An 18,227-nucleotide genomic window follows, 5' to 3' on the forward strand; every position below is an offset into this window, starting at 1 on the left:
GACCCGCCAGAGCGGATCGCTCGGATCATTCCTCGACGGTGGCCGAGACGATGTAATCGGGCTCTTCCACGACGCCGTTGCGGCCCGGATCGCCCTTCTTGATCTGGTCGACCACATCCATCCCGCTCACCACGTGACCGACGACGGTATATTGCCCGTCGAGATGGGGCGCGGGCGCGAACATGATGAAGAACTGCGAATTCGCCGAGTTCGGATTGGCCGCGCGCGCCATGCCCACGATGCCGCGCTGGAAGGAGACGTTCGAGAACTCCGCGGGGAGATCCGGCAGGTCCGAACCGCCCATACCCGCCATCGAGGTGTCGCCACCCTTCTTGCCGAACTGAACGTCGCCGGTCTGGGCCATGAAGCCGTCGATCACGCGGTGGAAGACGACGTCGTCGTATTTGCCTTCCTTCGCGAGCGTTTCGAGGCGCTCGACGGCCTTCGGCGCCTTGCCGGGCAGCAGGTCGATCACGACCTTGCCCGAGGTCGAGCCGCCGATCTCGAGGACAAGCTTCGGCCCGCCCGTATCGGGCACGCCCGAGCTGTCTTGCGCGAAGGCCGCGGGCGCTGCGAGCGCGAGCGCTGCGGCCAGGACGGTGCGGCGGGCGATATTACGCATCGGCGGCCACCTTCACCGAGATCATGCGGTCGGGATTGCGCGGCGGCTCGCCGCGCGCGATCTTGTCCACATGCTCCATGCCCGAAATCACGCGGCCATAGACCGTGTATTGACCGTTCAGGAAATGGTTGTCCTTGAAGTTGATGAAGAACTGCGAATTCGCCGAGTTCGGGTTCATCGAACGCGCCGCACCCAGCGTGCCGCGATCATGCGGGAGCTTCGAGAACTCGGCCGGAAGATCGGGATATTGCGACCCGCCGGTGCCTGCGCGTCCGGGGTTGTAATCCTTCTCCATATTGGCGTTCTGCACATCGCCCGTCTGGGCCATGAAGCCCTCGATCACACGGTGGAAGGCCACGTTGTCATAGGCGCCGTCGCGGGCGAGCTGCTTCATGCGCTCGGCGTGCTTGGGGGCCACATCGGAAAGAAGTTCGATCACGACCGGCCCGTCCTTGAGCTCGATGATGATGGTGTTTTCGGGATCCTTGATCTCGGCCATTGGGTCCTCCTTTGAGATTTGGCCGACCATAGGAGCGGGGCCCTTGCCCGGCAAGGACAAAGCGCCGCAGTCTGGCCGCGATCGTTGACGCGACCCATCGCCGCAGGGCAAGAATATCGCAAGCCGCGGGAGCGGGCCGCACGATCGATGGCCCCCCGCGTCCCAAGGGAGAGAAACATGGCTTGGAAAACCCTCGATGAGGTCGATCTTGCGGGCAAGGTCGCACTGGTGCGTGTCGATATCAACGTGCCGATGGAAAACGGAAAAGTGACCGACGCGACGCGGATCGAGAAGATCGTGCCCACCGTGCGCGACATCCTCGCCAAGGGCGGCAAGCCGGTGCTGCTGGCGCATTTCGGCCGCCCCAAGGGACAGGTCGTCCCCGAGATGAGCCTCGCGCCGCTGGTGCCCGCACTGCAAGCCGCGATCGGCGCGCCGGTGAAATTCGCAAGCGACTGCGTCGGCGGTCCGGCGAAGGAAGCCGTGCAGGCGCTTGGCGCGGGCGAGGTGCTCTTGCTCGAAAACACGCGCTTCCACGCGGGTGAGGAAAAGAACGACCCGATGCTGGCCGCCGAGATGGGTGCGCTGGGTGAGATCTATGTCAACGACGCCTTCTCGGCCGCGCACCGGGCGCATGCCTCGACCGAGGGAATCGCGCGTGTTCTTCCGGCCGTCGCGGGCCGACTGATGGAGGCCGAGCTGAAGGCGCTCAACGCCGCCCTTGGCGATCCCAAGCGCCCGGTCACGGCCGTGGTCGGTGGCGCGAAGGTCTCGACCAAGCTCGACCTGCTGGGCAACCTCGTGAGCAAGGTCGACCACCTGATCATCGGCGGCGGCATGGCCAATACCTTCCTCGTGGCGCAGGGCGTCGACGTCGGCAAATCGCTGGCCGAGCGCGACATGGCCGACACGGCGCGAGAGATCATGGACAAGGCGAAGTCTGCCGGCTGCGCGATCCACCTGCCCGTCGACGTGGTCGTCGCGCGCGAATTCAAGGCGGGCGCCGAGAACGAGACCGTCGCGAACGACGCCTGCCCCGCCGACGCGATGATTCTCGATGCGGGTCCGAAATCTGTGGAACAGATTGCCTCGGTCTTCGAACATTCCAAGACGCTGATCTGGAACGGCCCGCTCGGCGCCTTCGAGATCGCGCCTTTCGATGCCGCCACCAATGCGGCGGCGGCCAAGGCGGCAGAGCTGACCCGCGCGGGCAAGCTGATCTCGGTCGCGGGCGGCGGCGATACGGTGGCGGCCCTCAACAAGGCCGACGCGGCGAAGGACTTCACCTATATCTCGACCGCCGGTGGTGCTTTCCTCGAATGGATGGAAGGCAAGGAGTTGCCCGGCGTGGCCGCCCTCGAGCGGGGCTGAGATGACGGGCCCGCGTGGCTGGGCGCTGGTGACCGGGGCCTCTTCGGGCATCGGTCTGGAGCTGGCGCGCTGCGCGGGCGCCGAGGGCTACAATCTCGTGCTCTCGGGGCGGGACGAGGCGGCGCTGGCCGATCTCGCCCGCCATATCGAGGCGGCGAGCGGCGTGACCGCTCGTCCCTGCCCTGCGGATCTATCGAAACCCGGCGCGGCCGGGGATCTGTGGACGCGGGCCTGCGCGCTCGCCGAAGGGCCGATTCATGTGCTGGTGAACAATGCCGGTCTCGGGCGCTATGGTGATTTCGCCTCCGATACGGATGGCGACGCGCGGGAAGACGAGCTGATCACGGTGAATATCGTCGCCGCGACCGAGCTGATGCGGCTCGCCATTCATGCCATGCGCCATCGCGGCGCGGGGCGGGTGCTGAACGTGGCCTCTGCGGCGGGCTTCATGCCGGGGCCAAACATGAGCGTCTACCACGCCTCGAAAGCCTACCTGCTGCATCTGAGCGAGGCCGTCGCCGAGGAACTGAAATCCACCTCGATCACCGTCACGGCGCTGTGCCCCGGCGCAACCCGCACCGCGTTTTTCGAGCGCGCCGAGACCGAGACGACCTGGCTGATGAAACTGACACCGATGCCGAGCGCTGAAACTGTCGCGAAAGCGGGCTGGCGGGCCTGCATGGCGGGGCGGCGCGTGGTGGTGACGGGCGCCGACAACAAGCTTTTCACCTTCCTGACCCGGCTCGCCCCTCGGCGGTTGGTGACGATGCTGACCGGCTGGTTTTTGCGCCGCGCGGGCTGAAATTCGCGTCCTTACCGATTGTTAGCGTCACCAGCGTTGCATCGACTCTGCACAAAACCTATCCCTTCGGTGACCCACATCCCGCAGGAGGAATCCCCATGTCGAACGCCCAGCAAACCGAAAAGATGCGCGAAGGCAACGGCTTCATCGCAGCCCTCGACCAGTCCGGGGGCTCCACGCCCAAGGCGCTGCGGCTCTATGGCATCGAGGAAGACGCCTATGACGGCGAAGAGCAGATGTTCGACCTGATCCACGAGATGCGCTCGCGGATCATCAAATCGCCCGCCTTCACCGGCGAGAAGGTCGTGGGCGCGATCCTGTTCGAACAGACGATGGACCGCGAAATCGACGGCATTCCGACCGCCACCTATCTCTGGGAAAAGCGCGGTGTGGTGCCCTTCCTGAAGATCGACAAGGGGCTGGAGGCCGAGGCGAATGGCTGCCAGCTGATGAAGCCGATCCCGGGCCTCGACGAGCTTCTGTCGCGCGCGGTCAAGGCGGGCATCTTCGGCACGAAGGAACGCTCGGTGATCTCGGCGGCCAATCCCGCCGGCATCAAGGCGGTGGTCGATCAGCAGTTCGAGCTGGGCGCGCAGGTGCTGGGCCATGGGCTCATGCCGATCATCGAGCCGGAAGTGACGATCTCGATCGCGGACAAGGCCGAGGCCGAGGAGATGCTCCTGTCCGAGATCCTCACCCATCTCGACGCCCTGCCCGAAGGCAAGCAGGTGATGCTGAAGCTCTCGCTGCCCACGAAGGCGAACCTCTACAAGCCGCTGGTCGATCATCCGAAGGTGCTCAAGGTCGTGGCCCTCTCGGGCGGCTATTCGCGCGACGAGGCCAATGCGAAGCTCGCGCAGAACACCGGCATGATCGCGTCGTTCAGCCGTGCGCTGACCGAGGGGCTTTCGGCACAGCAGACGGATGCGGAATTCGACGCGATGCTGGGCGAGGCGATCTCTTCGATCCACGCGGCTTCGGTGGCTGGCTGATCGCAGGCGGCCTTCGCCACTCACCGGCGGCAGACCTTACGGGCCAAGGGGGCGCTGCCCCCTCGCCCGTTCCGGGCTCACTCCCGGGAATATATTTATCCAAGTCGAAGGCAGGAGCGTTTCAGCGCGCTCCTGCCTTTCGCGTTTAAGAAAAGCTGTCTTGCCCGTGCAACAGCACCGCGGAGCCGCGAAAATCTTTGAGAAATCGACCATCTGGGGGATTCCCTTGGCGAATCACTTATGCGATGATTCCCGAAACGGCCCGAGAGAGGCCGGGGCACGCACCGGACAGGCGGCCCCAAGATGCGAGGCAGGATGATGACGTTGAAGCGCCCCACGATCGGGCCCCTGATTTCCGTGACCGTGGCAGTGGTGCTGGGCACCTATTTCGCCTTCTCGGCCGTGCAGGGCGAGTACGGCATCCTGCGTCGCGTCCAGATCGAGGCGGAGATCGAAGCCAAGCGCGCCGAACGTGATGACCTACGCGTTCAGGTCGACCGGATGGCCAATCTCACCCATCGCCTTTCGGATGATTATCTCGACCTCGATCTTCTCGATGCGCGTGCCCGCGAGGTTCTGGGCGCCATGCGCTCCGACGAGATCGTGATCCGCTAGGGCCTCGGTCGAAACCGCGCCCTTCTGCCCTATTTCAATCGTGATAGCCATTTTCCCCGCGCCATGCCGCGGGGTCATTGCCATTGCCCCGGCTTTGATATATGAAATGGTTTAACGTTGAACTATTCCGGCCAAGGGAGGTCTGACCAATGGCAGTACGGAAAGGCTCGGCGAGCGGCGCCAAAGCGGGCGCGAATGTCTCGGCCGAGGAACTCAAGAAATTCTACAATGACATGCTGCTGATCCGGCGCTTCGAAGAGAAGGCGGGTCAGCTTTACGGCATGGGTCTGATCGGCGGCTTCTGCCACCTCTATATCGGGCAGGAAGCGGTGGTCGTGGGCCTCGAGGCCGCCGCGAAAGAGGGCGACAAGCGCGTGACCTCCTATCGCGATCACGGACATATGCTGGCCTGCGGGATGGACCCGAAAGGCGTGATGGCCGAGCTCACCGGGCGCGAGGGTGGCTACTCGAAGGGCAAGGGCGGCTCGATGCACATGTTCTCGAAAGAGAAGCATTTCTACGGCGGCCACGGCATCGTGGGCGCGCAGGTACCGATCGGCGCGGGCCTCGCCTTCTCGGACAAGTACAAGGGCAATGACAACGTCACCTTCGCCTATTTCGGTGATGGCGCAGCCAACCAGGGTCAGGTCGCAGAGACCTACAACATGGCCCAGCTCTGGGATCTGCCGGTCGTCTTCGTGATCGAGAACAACCAGTATGCGATGGGTACGAGCGTCAAGCGCGCCACCAAGTCGCCCGATTTCTACGAGCGCGGCATCGCCTACGGGATCGCGGGCGAAGAGGTCGACGGGATGGATGTGCTGGCGGTGAAGGCCGCGGGCGAAAAGGCGGTCGCGCACTGCCGCGCGGGCAAGGGCCCGTATATCCTCGAGATCAAGACCTATCGCTATCGCGGCCACTCGATGTCGGACCCTGCGAAATACCGCACCCGCGAGGAGGTCCAGAAGATCCGCGAAGAACGTGACGCGATCGAACATGTCCGCCAGCTGCTGCTGACCGGCAAGCATGCGACCGAGGACGAACTCAAGCAGATCGACAAGGACATCAAGGCGATCGTCAACGAGTCCGCAGATTTCGCCAAGGAAAGCCCCGAGCCCGCGCTCGAGGAGCTCTGGACCGACATTTACGCCGAAACGGCGCCGCAGAACGCCTGAGGGGGGAAGAACAGATGGCAACCAAGATTCTGATGCCCGCGCTCTCGCCCACGATGGAAGAGGGCACGCTGGCGAAATGGCTCAAGAAAGAGGGCGATGCGATTTCGGCCGGTGACATCATCGCCGAGATCGAGACCGACAAGGCGACGATGGAATTCGAAGCGGTCGATGAGGGCACGCTGGGCAAGATTCTCGTGCCGGAAGGCACGAGCGGCGTGAAGGTCAATGACCCGATCGCGGTACTGCTTGAGGAAGGTGAGGATGCGTCGGCGGCGGACGAGGCCGAAGCGCCCAAGACCGAGGCGGCTCCGGCTCCGGCCAGCGCCCCGGCCAAGGCGAAGGCACCCGAGGCCGAGGACATGCCCAAGCCCGACACCAGCCCGGACTGGCCGGAAGGCACGAAGATGAAGACGCAGACCGTGCGCGAGGCGCTGCGCGATGCGATGGCCGAAGAGATGCGGCGTGACGAGTCCGTCTTCCTGATGGGCGAGGAAGTCGCCGAATATCAGGGCGCCTACAAGGTCAGCCAGGGGCTGCTCGACGAGTTCGGTGCGCGCCGCGTGATCGACACGCCGATCACCGAGCACGGCTTTGCCGGCATCGGCGTCGGGGCGGCGTTCGGTGGACTTCGTCCGATCGTCGAATTCATGACCTTCAACTTCGCGATGCAGGCGATCGACCAGATCATCAACTCGGCGGCGAAGACGCTTTACATGTCCGGTGGCCAAATGGGTGCGCCGATGGTGTTCCGCGGCCCGAACGGCGCGGCCGCTCGCGTGGGCGCCCAGCACAGCCAGGATTACGGCGCGTGGTACGCCCATATTCCGGGCCTGAAAGTCGTGCAGCCCTATTCGGCGGCCGATGCGAAAGGCCTGCTGAAATCGGCGATCCGCGATCCGAACCCGGTGATCTTCCTCGAAAACGAGATCCTTTACGGCCGCTCCTTCGAGGTGCCGGATCTGGAAGATTTCACCATCCCCTTCGGCAAGGCGAAGATTTGGCGCGAGGGTGCAGACGTCACCATCGTCAGCTGGGGCATCGGCATGAGCCACGCGCTGGAAGCGGCTGAAAAGCTTGCGAAAGAGGGGATCGAGGCCGAGGTGATCGACCTGCGCACCCTGCGTCCGATCGATTACGATACGGTTCTGGCCTCTGTGATGAAGACCAACCGCTGCGTGACCGTCGAGGAAGGCTTCCCGGTCGCAAGCTTCGGCAACCACCTCTCGGCAGTGATCATGGAGCGCGCCTTCGACTATCTCGACGCGCCGGTGATCAACTGCACGGGCAAGGACGTTCCGATGCCCTACGCGGCGAACCTCGAGAAGCTGGCGCTCGTGACCTCCGACGAGGTCGTCGAGGCGGTCAAAAAAGTCACCTATCGGTAAGGGGATAGCGCAATGGCAACCCAGATTCTGATGCCCGCCCTGTCGCCCACGATGGAGGAAGGCACGCTCGCGAAATGGCTCGTGAAAGAGGGTGATACCGTCTCCTCGGGCGACATTCTCGCGGAGATCGAGACCGACAAGGCTACGATGGAATTCGAGGCCGTGGATGAAGGCGTGATCGGCAAGATCCTCGTGGCCGAGGGCACGTCGAGCGTGAAGGTCAACGAACCGATCGCAGTGCTGCTGGAAGAAGGTGAAGACGCTTCGGCCGCAGATGCCGCGGGCGCACCTGCTGCCGCGCCAGCGCCGGACGCCAAGGAAGAGCCCGCGCCTGCGAAAGCGGAAAGCAAGCCCGCCGCCCCTGCCCCGGCCGCGCCGCAAGGCTCTGACGGCAAACGCATCTTTGCCTCGCCGCTCGCGCGTCGCATCGCCGCCGACAAGGGCGTCGATCTTGCCGCTCTGTCGGGCTCGGGCCCGAAAGGCCGGATCGTGAAGGCCGATGTCGAGGCAGCCCAAGGTGGCTCGGCCGCAGCGCCCGCCGCATCCTCCGCAGCCGCCCCGGCCCAAGCCGCGGCCCCTGCCCCGGCCGCCGCGCCCAGCGTCTCCGCCTCGACTATCGCCAAGATGTACGAGGGCCGCGAATACGAGGAGATCGCCCTCGACGGGATGCGCAAGACCATCGCCGCGCGTCTCACCGAGGCCAAGCAGACAATCCCGCATTTCTATCTGCGCCGCTCGGTCAAACTCGACGCGCTGATGAAATTCCGCTCGCAGCTCAACAAGCAGCTCGAAGGTCGCGGCGTGAAACTTTCGGTCAACGATTTCATCATCAAGGCCTGTGCTCTCGCGCTGCAGGCGGTGCCGGATGCGAATGCGGTCTGGGCTGGCGATCGGGTGTTCAAGCTGAAACCCTCGGACGTGGCCGTGGCGGTCGCGATCGACGGCGGGCTGTTCACGCCGGTGCTGAAAGATGCGGAGAGCAAGTCGCTCTCGACCCTATCGGCCGAGATGAAAGACCTCGCCACCCGGGCCCGCGACCGCAAGCTCGCGCCGCATGAATATCAGGGTGGCAGCTTCGCGATCTCCAATCTCGGCATGTTCGGGATCGAAAATTTCGACGCGGTCATCAACCCGCCGCATGGCGCGATCCTCGCCGTGGGCGCGGGCATCAAGCAACCGGTGGTGAACGCCGAGGGCGAGATCGAGGTTGCCACGGTCATGTCGATGACTCTCTCGGTCGATCACCGCGTGATCGACGGTGCGCTTGGCGCCGAGCTTCTCAAGGCGATCTGCGAGAACCTCGAAAACCCGATGCTGATGCTCGCCTGAGCGCGACCGAGACCTGGAAACGACAGAAACGCCCGGACCGATCGGCCCGGGCGTTTCTCTTTTCATATCAGCAATCTAATCTTCACGCATCTCGCGCTGACGCATCGGCATCGCGTCGATTGTGGCAAATAGCACCTCCGCCGGAATTGGCGCGGCACGGTCGATCTTCACCCCGCCATCCTTGCCGATCAGCAGCATCCGGAACCCGTCGACCCCAAGCTGCGCACGCAGCCCGCCTCCCGCGTCCGGCGAGGCATCGACCAGAACGACGATATCGCGTTCGACAAGACCGGCTTTCTGCCCCAGCATCGTCTCGCGCGCAACAATATAGCGTTGATCATGCGGTGAAGGGGCAAAGATCACGATCAGCCGCTGCCTCCATCGGTAGAGCGAGAGGTCCTCCATCGTCCCGACAAACGCCTGAATTAGCGGTTCACTCGCCAGCGCGAATGACCCGCCCCCACCCACGGCGCAAAACACCGCAGTGGCAAGACCCATCTTGGTTCTCCAGATCATCGCATTCTCCCGTCGAGCGTCTCAGGAAATACGCAAGCGGGCGCAGATCGGCTTGAAATTTCAGCACTTCGATCGGTCAATTAAGGCGATTTCACATTTTTTCGATCCGCGTTGATCTCAGTCACCGACAGGAAAACACAGTGCGGTAGATTCGGCCTGCTCTCACATCCAGAACAGGAGTTCGACCATGGAATGGAAAAAAGAAATCGCCACCGTAAAGGACAATATGGGCGATTACGGAGCGAAACAGCCGGCCAGCGCACAGGGCTTCGGCGCTCTGCATCAAGCCGCTCTTGCTCCCGGTGCGCTTGGGACGAAAGAAAAGGAACTGATCGCGCTGGCCATCGCGATTGCCAAGCAATGTTCCTATTGCATCGGCTTCCACGTGCAGGCCTGTATCGAAGCGGGCGCCACGCGCGAGGAAGTCGAGGAGACGGTCAATGTGTCGGTCCTCATGGGCGGTGGCCCCGCGATGATGTATGGCATGAAGACACTCGAGTGTTTCGACATTCTCTCGAAGGGATGACCTTCGGGTTCTCCTGATCGCCAAAACAAAAAAAGAGGGCGAGCACCGCAGCGCTCGCCCTCTTCTCAAACTCGATATCCGATCAGCCGTTATGCAGGAGCTGGTCCATTTCGGAAGCCGGACGATCGCAGCCCGCATCGCCCACGATCTTTGCAGGCACGCCTGCGACGGTCTTGCAGCACGGCACTTCCGAGAGAACGACCGACCCGGCCGCGATCCGGGAATTGTCGCCCACCTTGATATTGCCCAGCACCTTTGCGCCTGCCCCGATCAGCACACCATTGCCGATCTTGGGGTGACGATCCTCGTCCTCCTTGCCAGTCCCGCCAAGCGTCACCGAATGGAGCATGGAGACATTGTCACCAACGACGGCGGTTTCGCCGATTACGATCGAATGGGCGTGATCCATCATAATGCCCCGACCGATGCGTGCACCGGGATGGATGTCGACACCGAAGAGTTCCGAGGCCCGCATCTGCACGAAATACGCCATGTCGCGCCGACCGTTGGCATAAAGCCAATGCGCGACCCGATAGGCTTGCAACGCCTGGAACCCCTTGAAGAACAAGAGCGGCTGGAGAAGCCGGTGGCAGGCCGGATCACGCTCGAGCACCGCAACCAGGTCAGCCCGCGCCGCCTGCCCGAGATCGGGATCGGCGCGATAGGCCTCGTCAGCGATTTCGCGCAGGATCTGTTCACTCATCTCGCCCGAGGCGAGCTTCATCGAAAAGCGATACGCCAGAGCGCGCTCCAGCGACGGATGATGCAGCAAACCAGCATGGATCAACGCACCAAGAAGCGGTTCGTCACGCACCGCCGCGCGTGCCTCGTCGCACAGCCGTGTCCAGACTGGATCGACCGCCGCCACTTTCACCTGTTGTCTCGACATCGGAACTCTCCCTCTTGGCGCGTGAGCCTAACACATAGGCTTTTTGTCGGATAGAGGAAGGGCTCGGCCCGATTATCTCCTCCCAGTGCGCCAAAGCTCGAAAGCCTGACAGACGGCACCCAGCGTCGCGACCGGCAGCGTTCTTTCGTCCAACCCCACGCCAATTCGGCCCAGCGCCGCCGCCATAAGAGTCCCGTCACCCCAAATCGGATGGAGCCGCCCCAGCCGCTTGCGATAGAGATCCGCCGCATGAGCCTCGTCGAAAAGGCGCATCAACCGTCCATGGCGCTCTGCCTCGGGCCACAGCGTTGCGACCCGCGCCGCCGTAAGCAGATCTCCCTCACGCGCTCTCCGCATCACTCAGGCAAGAACCTGCACACGCTCAGTCAAACCGGGTCCGAAGACATCAGAGAGCTGCGCCACCTCAACCCAGAACGCTCCGGCAATGCCATCCACGGCCTTCTGCGCAGTCGAATAGGTCCATTCCGAATTGGTCAGAACGACCTCGCGCCGGATCGCCTCTCCTTCGAGTATCCGCAGCAGGTAACGCTCGGCCACCTCTCCAAGCGGAACATCCATCGCCTCCCAGTCATCGCCACCAATCCGCGTGCGCCGGACCCAGCTGAGCTTCCAGCCATCGGCTTTCTGCACCACCCGCAGATGGCATGGGGAAAGTGGTCGCAACCCGTTGCCAGCGAATGCCTGGACTGTGTGGATATAGGACGGGTCGTCGTAAGGGCGCGCAGCCGATCCAATCCGGTAGTGCCTTGCCATGTTGCGCGCGGCTGGGGCGAGCGCGATCTGTTGTGCCCGCCCATCCAGAAGCACCACAACCGAGCCTTCGGGCCAGACCACTGGCATCAGCGCATCGGTCCCGAGCTGTCCCCGGAGCCGCAGACTGAGATCCCAGATCCCCGGTTCGACCGGCTCCGCACGCTGGAACTGCAAGATCTCCCAATTGTCCGAAGACCCGTTTCCGATCGCGAGCGCATTGAGCCCCGACAGGACACCCGCTTCCAACGCCGTCTCGAACTCTCCAGAGATCAGCTCAACCCGCAAAGGCTCTCCCCGATCCCACAGGCCGCTTCGTGCCATTCTGAGTGGTGAAAGCGTTGTGCCGATCACCGCTTGGGTCCCGAATTTCGAGTTCAGCTCATAGCCTGCGTCCTGAAGCCCCGAATAGACCGCGACCGCACCCGGCCATGGGCTGGCCGCGACAGCGAGATGCGGCGCATAAGGGTCTTCGGCCCCGGTCATCAGCGGCAGGTCGAGAAAGACCGGCGTCACCGGCACGGGCGGTACATAGGGTGCAAGGCGGGCGCCCTCCTCCTCTTCCTCAGCCGGTTCGTAGATCCCCGGCTCGACCCGCACCGCTTCAACCTGGATCGTCTCCGCGCGCTCGATACGATCGATCCTGTAACGGTCGGTGCTCGTATCTTTCTCCAGGTTGACGACATCACCCGGCCCCAGCCATCCAAGTGAAGGCGGCAGCGTGAAACGCGCCCGGTCTTGCGCCACGCGCGCCTCGGAGAGCCACCGATCCACGACACGCATTCCCTCCGAGCGCGTCATCGCGAGTGGCACCTCGCTCGCGGCAGTGGGACCATTCTCCTCATCAGGGAAAATGCTCTCGACCGCGCGGACCTCGAAACAGCCATCCGCCTCGACATAGGACAGCCTCACCCGCCCGGCGATTTCCGCTTCGGGTGCGCGCTGGGTCTCTAGGCCCACATCCTGATCATCAAGTGCAAGCTGCGGCGGCCAAAGCTGCGCATCGACCGAAGCATCACGCATCCGGAAGACCAGCAACCCATCGCGCTCCAGCGCATCGAACCCATATATGATACTGAGCGATTGCAGAGCTCCGCGCGGCGTGATTCCGCCTTGCATGGCAAATCCACGCACGACCCCGTAAAGCGCGCTCACGTCAATATCACGCACGCCTGCCATCTCACAGATTTCGGCCACGACATTCGCCAGCGGTTGCGCGCTCGAGCGCCCCGAAAGCCAATGCCCCCGCGCGTAATTCCTCGCATCGCTCCAGACATCGTCCAGACTGGGAAACTGTGGATAGGGTCGCGCGTCCCAGGCCCATACATGCGCGCGCGACATGTCGACCATTGGTCCACCGTAGATATCGGAAACCGGGTTTACCACCGGATCCGCCCAATAGCTCGTCATCGCGCGCAAATATTGCATCTGGATCGTGTCATCGCGCCGGCCGTCGGAATAATGCGGCAAAGCACTTTCCGAGCTTTTCGGATCGAGAAATTTATTGGGCTCATTTGTACCCTTGTCGATCGCGGCGCAACCTAGCTCGGTGAACCAGATAGGTTTTGAGCGCGGCACCCAGGCGGTGGGCTCCTCGAGCCTTTCGCCATTGATCCGGTCATGGTGATCATGATCCCACCAGCCACGAATGTCCTTGTAACGCCAAAGCCAGGGCTCATCATGCGCCCCGTCGATGATTGGCGTTCGGATCTGCGCATCGCGATGCTGCGCCGAGGCATAATACCAATCATACCCTTCACCGCCCTCGATATTCGAACGCAGGTAGTCGAGATTGTAGATAGCCCCCCAATGCGCGTCGGCATGATGCTCACCATCACGCCAATCCGACAGCGGCATGTAATTGTCGATTCCGATGAAGTCGATCGCATCATCCGCCCAAAGGGGGTCAAGATGGAAAAAGCAATCGCCGTTGCCCGGATGATAACCGAAATACTCGCTCCAGTCCGCAGCATAGCCGATCTTGCAGTCCTGGCCGAGGATCTGTCGCACTTCTCCTGCCAGAACACGCAGCGCTTCCACCGCCGGGAAACTGTTGTTCATGCCGCGGATTTGCGTCAGCGCGCGCATCTCGGAGCCGATGCAAAACGCCTCCACACCGCCCGCGAGTTTGCACAGATGAGCATAGTGCAAAACGAAGCGCCGGAAGGACCACTCCGCTGGACCGGAATAGGTGACCGTCTCTCCCGTCGGCGCAAAGTCACCCATTGCAGCGGTCCCGAAGAAGCTCGCAACCTCGTCTACAGCGTGACTGGTCCCGTCCGGCGACCCTGCGTGCCCCGGTGCCGCTGATGTCGTGATCCGTCCACGCCACGGCAGCGCCGGTTGTTCTGCCCCATCGCTCCAGGGGTCGGGCAATCCGTTCCCTTCGAGTTGATCCATGAGAATGAACGGATAGAAGGTCACCGCCTTACCCGCGTCATGCAGCGCCTTGATCGCGTCTATGACCGCCGCATCCGCGGGCGTCCCGCCATAAACCGAGCGATCATCAAGTTTGGGAACCGCATCAACCGCCCCGCGCCCGACACCCGACACCCGCCAGCTCATTTCGCGCCCGTCGACCGACTTCGAAGCAACTTTTGGCTGCACCTTACAGTTGCCGCAGCGTAGATCATTCCCGAACCAGGACACGACGAGCGAAACTGTCCCGCAATTCGGCAGCTCCTCATCGAGCATCCCGAGGCTCATCTCGAAATCCGTCTGCCCGCTCGGCGAATGCTGATTCACTGGATTGACCTCAGCCGTGATCCCCCAGCCATTGAAAAAGAAAAGCGACGAAGTCGCCGGATACTCGAGCGGGGTCGAACGAATGCGCTGTTCGCTCACCGGGCGCGTGGCCAGCGAATACTCTCCCGTCCCCGGAATCAGGGCGACCGCCTCGATCGTCTGGCTCAGATCCGTATCGCTCGGCAGCCCCTCCCCCTGTGCCGCGCGCACCACCTCGAAAGTGAATTGCGGCACGCGATTACCGAAGGGACTGAGCTCGAGGTTTTCGAACACGACATAAGCGATCCCGCGATAGCTCGGCGCTTTCTCCATCCCCTCGACAGCCGCGATCTTCGGGTCGGGCTCTTGGGTTTCGCTCCCACTATAAACACGCATATTCAGATCGCGCGTATCGAGCTCGACACCGTCAGCCCAGACGCGCCCGACCCGCAGAATCTCGCCCTCTCCCAGCGCAACCGCAAGGCTGACCGAGTAGCTATAGCTCACGATCGAGGGTTCGCCCTTCCCTCCCCCCGATTTCTTCTTCGCTTCGAAAAACCGCGTGGCCCAGATCACCTGCCCGGCCATCCGCATTCGCCCCCAAATGCGTCCGAGACCTTCACCTTCCGAAGCCGTGGTCAACCGCAATCTGTCGACCCGTCCGGTTTCGACTGTGCCGGACCCTCCGCCCAGCAATTGCTGGTCTATTACCCGGCCCAGCGTTGCCCCGACCGCACGTCCGATGACAGCGCCGGAAAGCCCCAGAACCGTCCCGCCAAAAGCCCCGCCGATCGCGGCCCCCGCCGCAGAGAGCAAAATCGTCGCCATTCACCTGGCTCCTTCATGAAATTGAAAACGCGCGACGATCCGGCGCCGCCACGGCGTGCTCAGCGGGCTCTCGACGACCCCATGGCCGCGATAGGCATGCACGAAACTCGGCTTCTGGCCGACCGAAGCCGCGATCCCGACATGCTTGGCCACCGAACCCGAGCGCATTCGAAACAACAGCACCTCACCGGGCACGGGCACGCCACGCACTTCGCGCATCTGCGCCCGCAGCCCGCGCCAGAGCTGTTCGTCGCGGCTCGGCTCGGACCAATCGGGCGTATAGGCGGGCACCCCATCGGGCTCATGACCGCAATGCTCTCGCCAGATCCCGCGCAACAAACCTAGGCAATCCGATCCGACACCTCGTAGCGAGCCCTGATGCAGGTAAGGCGTACCAATCCAGCTCCGCGCGATCTCGACAACCCGCTCACGCGGCGCCTGCCAATCACTCATGCGAACAGGCTCCCGCCGTCATTGGTGCCTCCCTGAACTGGATAAGACACCAGCCAATCCTCGCCTGGAATATGCGGAAAGCCGCGAAAATTGACGAAATTGCCAAATTTTCCGCGACAGGTTTCGCCCCGCTTGTCACACCCTGCCTCCAGCCGAACCGTATCCCCTGCTGCGATCTCCGCCCCGATGCGTTGCCAAAGCTCGATCTCGCGCGCGCCGCCCGGAACAACGCGATCCGCCTTGATCACCCCAACAAGCCCTGCTGCAGCTCCCGTCAGCACACGAAACCGCCCCTTTTCGAACCACCGCGGCTCGAATCCGGCCAGAACGTCGAAGCGAAATAGCACCGAATCTTCGACAAGGTTCAGCGGGGCTTCGTGAAAATAGCCCCGCTGGTTCAAATCAAAGCGGCATTTTCCGTCCCCGAGAACCGCCGCACAGCGCGGATGATAGATCCGCCCGCGTTCTAGCCCCAGAGGCTCGCTCAGCCCACGCAGCTCAGCATTGAACGCTCCCGCCGATCGGGTGATCTCGCCCAAATGCCCGCGAAACAAGAGAGCGCGCTGCGTGACATCGGCCCAATTTACCACCCAGACCCTAACCTCCGCCCCGTCAAAGCGACCGGCGAGGATATCAGCCTCCGAGATCGCTTCGGAATTCAACGCGCCAAAGACCTCGCTATTGTCCACGGCGAGCCCGGTCCCCTGCGCCACCGCCTTGGCTGTCATACCGCTGTCAGGTTCGAAGGCGATCCCCTCGAAACTCAGCCCTCCATCATGATCGGTAAAGCCCAGCGTCAGCCCATCGCGCCGGGTGACCGCCCACACCCGCGCGATCGTCGTTGCACCCGTCTCGAGATGGGCACGCAGCTCTTCAGGATAGCTCATCAGATCCGCACCTCCACAACCGGCACCTGCGGCATATTCCCGGCCTGAAAACTCTGGACCGAGACCTGGATCGCATCGGTATCAAAGCGCACCGGCACATCGAACTCGAACCCCGCGGTGATTGGCGCACCTTCGGCGGGAGCCGCGAAGAACCGTACCGCGCCGGTCTCAAGATCGACCTCCCAATCCACGGCTTCAGCCTGATAACCGCCTTGAACGCCGAGTTTCACCGTGCCGGCGACCGGCTTGGTAACCGGGCGGCGATATTCCACATCTCCAGAGACATAGGCCTTGGAAAGCTGAAACTTCGTCGTCACCCCATCGCCTTGGCCGATCAGCTGATCCTCGTAATCGACCGCCTGCGAGGGAGCGCAGCTCTTGTAATCCGCCCAGTCCTTCCAGCGAAACGCATGCAGCTGACCGCTGCGCGCCTCGAAAAACGCGAGCATCCGTTCCACATCGTCGAGCGAACGCAAACCCACGCCTGCATCATAGCGTCTGCGTGAATGGGCCCATGGGCTGTTGCGCTCTTCGAACCCGTTGGAAAGCGTCACGATTTCCGTGCGCCGCTCCGGCCCGCCCACCGAGCCGAAGCTCAGGTTGGCGGGGAACCTCACCTCGTGAAAGGCCATCTATCCCTCCTCAGCGATTGCGTTCGCCCCGCGCCAGAGCGCGGTTGATCTGTGCGGCGACTTGGCTCGAACTGCGCTGGAAACTCGCCGCGTCGGGTGTCGAAACATTCACCACGACATTGACCGCGCGTCCGCCGCCCTGCGCGACGACCCCGAGCCGCCCGTCGGCACCCCGGGTCAGCGGCATGATCGCTTCTGGTCCCGCCTCGCCCATCAGCCCTGTCGCGCCACGCATCGGAAAGCTCGTCGGACTGCTGACGACGCCGCCTTTTGCGAAGGGCATCACACGACCATGCGAGAAGGCCGCCCCGTCAGCAAAGGGGAAAACCCCGCTCAACAACCCGTTTAGCCCCGACGCCAGTGCTCCGCCAAGCGCTTGCTGTACCGGCTTCATCGCGACGTTATAGACGCTGTCGGCCATGCTCTGCGCGACTTGGCGTAAAGCATCCGAAAGTCGCATCCCGTCGAAAACCACCCCGTCGAACGCACGCCGCAGACCCGAGCCGAAAGAGGTGCTCAGGCTCGTCACCTCTCGACCCGTGAAGACGAGGCTTTCGCGCATCGTCGCCAGTTCCTGGTTAAACACTTCCGTCACAGCGACCGCACCGCCTAGCGAACGCTCCAGCTCGATCGCCTGCTGGCTCAGCCCGTCGATCCCGTCCGAGTCCGTCATCTCTCACTCCTTCGATTGGCCGCCAAGCCATCGGGAAAGCGTTCAATCAGCTCTTCAAGCCGACCACGTCCCATCGGCCGCGCGCCCGTCGCCCCCTCACCCAGCATCAGCGCGAGCTCCGCTGGGGTCAGCGCCCAGAACTCTGCCGGACGCAGACCGAGCCGGTGCAACCCGGCTCGCATAAGCCCCGGCCAGTCGAGCGCCTCGCTCACGTCGCGCCCTCGCCCGGCACCGAGAATGCCCGCGCCAACAGCTGCGCAGCCTTGCGCGCGGCGTCCATCGGCCCGCCACAGATCTCGACCGCGCCGAGATCCCCGACCCGGCCCTGCCAGCCCCCTCCGCGCAAGCCAGCGACGACCACCGCCAGAACGTCGCGGCTCGTGAAGCGCCCCGCCTCGAAGCGCTCGACAAGCGCGATCATGCCGCCACTCTCGCCAATCTCCGTCTCGAGCTCCGCCAATGCGCCCAGCGTCAACTTCGCCACATGTCGCTGCCCATCGAGCGCGATCTCGACCTCACCTGCCCAAGGATTTGCCAT

Annotated in this window: 20 protein-coding genes; 8 read left to right on the forward strand and 12 right to left on the reverse strand. The window is 63.3% G+C overall.

Annotated elements, in window-relative coordinates:
- Positions 1 to 25: 25 nt before the first annotated feature.
- Positions 26 to 622, reverse strand: a complete 597-nt coding sequence (locus tag BMG00_RS01715) for a peptidylprolyl isomerase (protein WP_078527976.1) — start codon at positions 620 to 622, stop codon at positions 26 to 28.
- A complete protein-coding gene (locus BMG00_RS01720; RefSeq protein WP_078527978.1) occupies positions 615 to 1,121 on the reverse strand; it encodes a peptidylprolyl isomerase in 507 nt (168 codons plus the stop codon). Before BMG00_RS01720 ends, BMG00_RS01715 begins: the two co-directional genes overlap by 8 nt.
- A gap of 177 nt (positions 1,122 to 1,298) precedes the next feature.
- Here BMG00_RS01720 and BMG00_RS01725 point away from each other — a divergent pair, with 177 nt between their 5' ends.
- From BMG00_RS01725 to BMG00_RS01755, 7 genes are all read left to right on the forward strand, one after another.
- Positions 1,299 to 2,492: a phosphoglycerate kinase gene (locus BMG00_RS01725; protein WP_078527980.1), complete on the forward strand. Its 1,194-nt coding sequence runs from the start codon at positions 1,299 to 1,301 to the stop codon at positions 2,490 to 2,492.
- Position 2,493: 1 nt separating this feature from the next.
- Positions 2,494 to 3,294 carry an SDR family NAD(P)-dependent oxidoreductase gene (locus BMG00_RS01730; protein WP_078573204.1) on the forward strand — a complete coding sequence of 267 codons (801 nt, stop codon included), beginning with the start codon at positions 2,494 to 2,496 and terminating at the stop codon, positions 3,292 to 3,294.
- Positions 3,295 to 3,392: 98 nt separating this feature from the next.
- Positions 3,393 to 4,286, forward strand: a complete 894-nt coding sequence (locus BMG00_RS01735; RefSeq protein WP_078573205.1) for a fructose bisphosphate aldolase — start codon at positions 3,393 to 3,395, stop codon at positions 4,284 to 4,286.
- 315 nt (positions 4,287 to 4,601) lie between these two features.
- The gene (locus BMG00_RS01740) at positions 4,602 to 4,901 is read left to right on the forward strand and encodes an FtsB family cell division protein (protein ID WP_420604778.1); all 300 of its coding nucleotides are present in this window, start codon (positions 4,602 to 4,604) and stop codon (positions 4,899 to 4,901) included.
- 149 nt (positions 4,902 to 5,050) lie between these two features.
- On the forward strand, positions 5,051 to 6,076 hold the full coding sequence (gene pdhA / locus BMG00_RS01745; RefSeq protein ID WP_078527986.1) for a pyruvate dehydrogenase (acetyl-transferring) E1 component subunit alpha: 1,026 nt from the start codon (positions 5,051 to 5,053) through the stop codon (positions 6,074 to 6,076).
- Positions 6,077 to 6,090: 14 nt separating this feature from the next.
- A complete protein-coding gene (locus BMG00_RS01750) occupies positions 6,091 to 7,461 on the forward strand; it encodes a pyruvate dehydrogenase complex E1 component subunit beta (RefSeq protein WP_078573206.1) in 1,371 nt (456 codons plus the stop codon).
- 12 nt (positions 7,462 to 7,473) lie between these two features.
- Positions 7,474 to 8,790, forward strand: a complete 1,317-nt coding sequence (locus tag BMG00_RS01755; protein ID WP_078573207.1) for a pyruvate dehydrogenase complex dihydrolipoamide acetyltransferase — start codon at positions 7,474 to 7,476, stop codon at positions 8,788 to 8,790.
- Positions 8,791 to 8,865: 75 nt separating this feature from the next.
- On the opposite strand, the gene BMG00_RS01760 is transcribed toward BMG00_RS01755, so the two are convergent.
- Positions 8,866 to 9,306 (reverse strand): DUF4174 domain-containing protein, encoded by a 441-nt coding sequence (locus BMG00_RS01760; protein WP_078573208.1) that lies wholly within the window; start codon positions 9,304 to 9,306, stop codon positions 8,866 to 8,868.
- A gap of 187 nt (positions 9,307 to 9,493) precedes the next feature.
- On the opposite strand from BMG00_RS01760, the gene BMG00_RS01765 reads away from it, so the two are divergent.
- Positions 9,494 to 9,832 (forward strand): carboxymuconolactone decarboxylase family protein, encoded by a 339-nt coding sequence (locus tag BMG00_RS01765; protein ID WP_078527994.1) that lies wholly within the window; start codon positions 9,494 to 9,496, stop codon positions 9,830 to 9,832.
- Positions 9,833 to 9,914: 82 nt separating this feature from the next.
- Here BMG00_RS01765 and cysE read toward each other — a convergent pair whose 3' ends face one another.
- The 9 genes from cysE to BMG00_RS01810 all read right to left on the reverse strand — a co-directional run bounded on the left by cysE (position 9,915) and on the right by BMG00_RS01810 (position 18,227).
- Positions 9,915 to 10,721 (reverse strand): serine O-acetyltransferase, encoded by an 807-nt coding sequence (cysE, locus tag BMG00_RS01770; RefSeq protein WP_078527996.1) that lies wholly within the window; start codon positions 10,719 to 10,721, stop codon positions 9,915 to 9,917.
- A 72-nt stretch (positions 10,722 to 10,793) separates the two neighbouring features.
- Positions 10,794 to 11,078: a DUF7742 family protein gene (locus tag BMG00_RS01775; protein WP_483887646.1), complete on the reverse strand. Its 285-nt coding sequence runs from the start codon at positions 11,076 to 11,078 to the stop codon at positions 10,794 to 10,796.
- 3 nt (positions 11,079 to 11,081) lie between these two features.
- On the reverse strand, positions 11,082 to 15,044 hold the full coding sequence (locus BMG00_RS01780; protein WP_078573210.1) for a baseplate multidomain protein megatron: 3,963 nt from the start codon (positions 15,042 to 15,044) through the stop codon (positions 11,082 to 11,084).
- Positions 15,045 to 15,497, reverse strand: coding sequence for a C40 family peptidase (locus tag BMG00_RS01785; RefSeq protein ID WP_078528002.1), 453 nt, complete (start codon positions 15,495 to 15,497; stop codon positions 15,045 to 15,047). It lies immediately after the preceding gene.
- Complete coding sequence (locus BMG00_RS01790; RefSeq protein WP_078573211.1) at positions 15,494 to 16,384, reverse strand: DUF2163 domain-containing protein; 891 nt, start codon at positions 16,382 to 16,384, stop codon at positions 15,494 to 15,496. The genes BMG00_RS01785 and BMG00_RS01790 overlap by 4 nt, the downstream gene beginning before the upstream one ends.
- Positions 16,384 to 17,016, reverse strand: coding sequence for a DUF2460 domain-containing protein (locus tag BMG00_RS01795; RefSeq protein ID WP_078528006.1), 633 nt, complete (start codon positions 17,014 to 17,016; stop codon positions 16,384 to 16,386). The genes BMG00_RS01790 and BMG00_RS01795 overlap by 1 nt, the downstream gene beginning before the upstream one ends.
- A 10-nt stretch (positions 17,017 to 17,026) precedes the next feature.
- On the reverse strand, positions 17,027 to 17,689 hold the full coding sequence (locus BMG00_RS01800; protein ID WP_078528008.1) for a phage tail tape measure protein: 663 nt from the start codon (positions 17,687 to 17,689) through the stop codon (positions 17,027 to 17,029).
- Positions 17,686 to 17,901 carry a rcc01693 family protein gene (locus BMG00_RS01805; RefSeq protein WP_078528010.1) on the reverse strand — a complete coding sequence of 72 codons (216 nt, stop codon included), beginning with the start codon at positions 17,899 to 17,901 and terminating at the stop codon, positions 17,686 to 17,688. Before BMG00_RS01805 ends, BMG00_RS01800 begins: the two co-directional genes overlap by 4 nt.
- Positions 17,898 to 18,227 (reverse strand): gene transfer agent family protein, encoded by a 330-nt coding sequence (locus tag BMG00_RS01810; protein WP_078528162.1) that lies wholly within the window; start codon positions 18,225 to 18,227, stop codon positions 17,898 to 17,900. Before BMG00_RS01810 ends, BMG00_RS01805 begins: the two co-directional genes overlap by 4 nt.

Source organism: Thioclava marina (assembly GCF_002020135.1).
In the GTDB taxonomy this organism is placed as follows: Bacteria; Pseudomonadota; Alphaproteobacteria; order Rhodobacterales; family Rhodobacteraceae; genus Thioclava; species Thioclava marina.

What these genes read in the sequence shown, in the direction of transcription:
- BMG00_RS01715 (WP_078527976.1), bottom strand. Translation starts at nt 622, where the DNA reads ATGCGTAATATCGCCCGCCGCACCGTCCTGGCCGCAGCGCTCGCGCTC.
- BMG00_RS01720 (WP_078527978.1), bottom strand. Translation starts at nt 1,121, where the DNA reads ATGGCCGAGATCAAGGATCCCGAAAACACCATCATCATCGAGCTCAAG.
- BMG00_RS01725 (WP_078527980.1), top strand. Translation starts at nt 1,299, where the DNA reads ATGGCTTGGAAAACCCTCGATGAGGTCGATCTTGCGGGCAAGGTCGCA.
- BMG00_RS01730 (WP_078573204.1), top strand. Translation starts at nt 2,494, where the DNA reads ATGACGGGCCCGCGTGGCTGGGCGCTGGTGACCGGGGCCTCTTCGGGC.
- BMG00_RS01735 (WP_078573205.1), top strand. Translation starts at nt 3,393, where the DNA reads ATGTCGAACGCCCAGCAAACCGAAAAGATGCGCGAAGGCAACGGCTTC.
- BMG00_RS01740 (WP_420604778.1), top strand. Translation starts at nt 4,602, where the DNA reads ATGATGACGTTGAAGCGCCCCACGATCGGGCCCCTGATTTCCGTGACC.
- pdhA (WP_078527986.1), top strand. Translation starts at nt 5,051, where the DNA reads ATGGCAGTACGGAAAGGCTCGGCGAGCGGCGCCAAAGCGGGCGCGAAT.
- BMG00_RS01750 (WP_078573206.1), top strand. Translation starts at nt 6,091, where the DNA reads ATGGCAACCAAGATTCTGATGCCCGCGCTCTCGCCCACGATGGAAGAG.
- BMG00_RS01755 (WP_078573207.1), top strand. Translation starts at nt 7,474, where the DNA reads ATGGCAACCCAGATTCTGATGCCCGCCCTGTCGCCCACGATGGAGGAA.
- BMG00_RS01760 (WP_078573208.1), bottom strand. Translation starts at nt 9,306, where the DNA reads ATGATCTGGAGAACCAAGATGGGTCTTGCCACTGCGGTGTTTTGCGCC.
- BMG00_RS01765 (WP_078527994.1), top strand. Translation starts at nt 9,494, where the DNA reads ATGGAATGGAAAAAAGAAATCGCCACCGTAAAGGACAATATGGGCGAT.
- cysE (WP_078527996.1), bottom strand. Translation starts at nt 10,721, where the DNA reads ATGTCGAGACAACAGGTGAAAGTGGCGGCGGTCGATCCAGTCTGGACA.
- BMG00_RS01775 (WP_483887646.1), bottom strand. Translation starts at nt 11,078, where the DNA reads ATGCGGAGAGCGCGTGAGGGAGATCTGCTTACGGCGGCGCGGGTCGCA.
- BMG00_RS01780 (WP_078573210.1), bottom strand. Translation starts at nt 15,044, where the DNA reads ATGGCGACGATTTTGCTCTCTGCGGCGGGGGCCGCGATCGGCGGGGCT.
- BMG00_RS01785 (WP_078528002.1), bottom strand. Translation starts at nt 15,497, where the DNA reads ATGAGTGATTGGCAGGCGCCGCGTGAGCGGGTTGTCGAGATCGCGCGG.
- BMG00_RS01790 (WP_078573211.1), bottom strand. Translation starts at nt 16,384, where the DNA reads ATGAGCTATCCTGAAGAGCTGCGTGCCCATCTCGAGACGGGTGCAACG.
- BMG00_RS01795 (WP_078528006.1), bottom strand. Translation starts at nt 17,016, where the DNA reads ATGGCCTTTCACGAGGTGAGGTTCCCCGCCAACCTGAGCTTCGGCTCG.
- BMG00_RS01800 (WP_078528008.1), bottom strand. Translation starts at nt 17,689, where the DNA reads ATGACGGACTCGGACGGGATCGACGGGCTGAGCCAGCAGGCGATCGAG.
- BMG00_RS01810 (WP_078528162.1), bottom strand. Translation starts at nt 18,227, where the DNA reads ATGGCAAATCCTTGGGCAGGTGAGGTCGAGATCGCGCTCGATGGGCAG.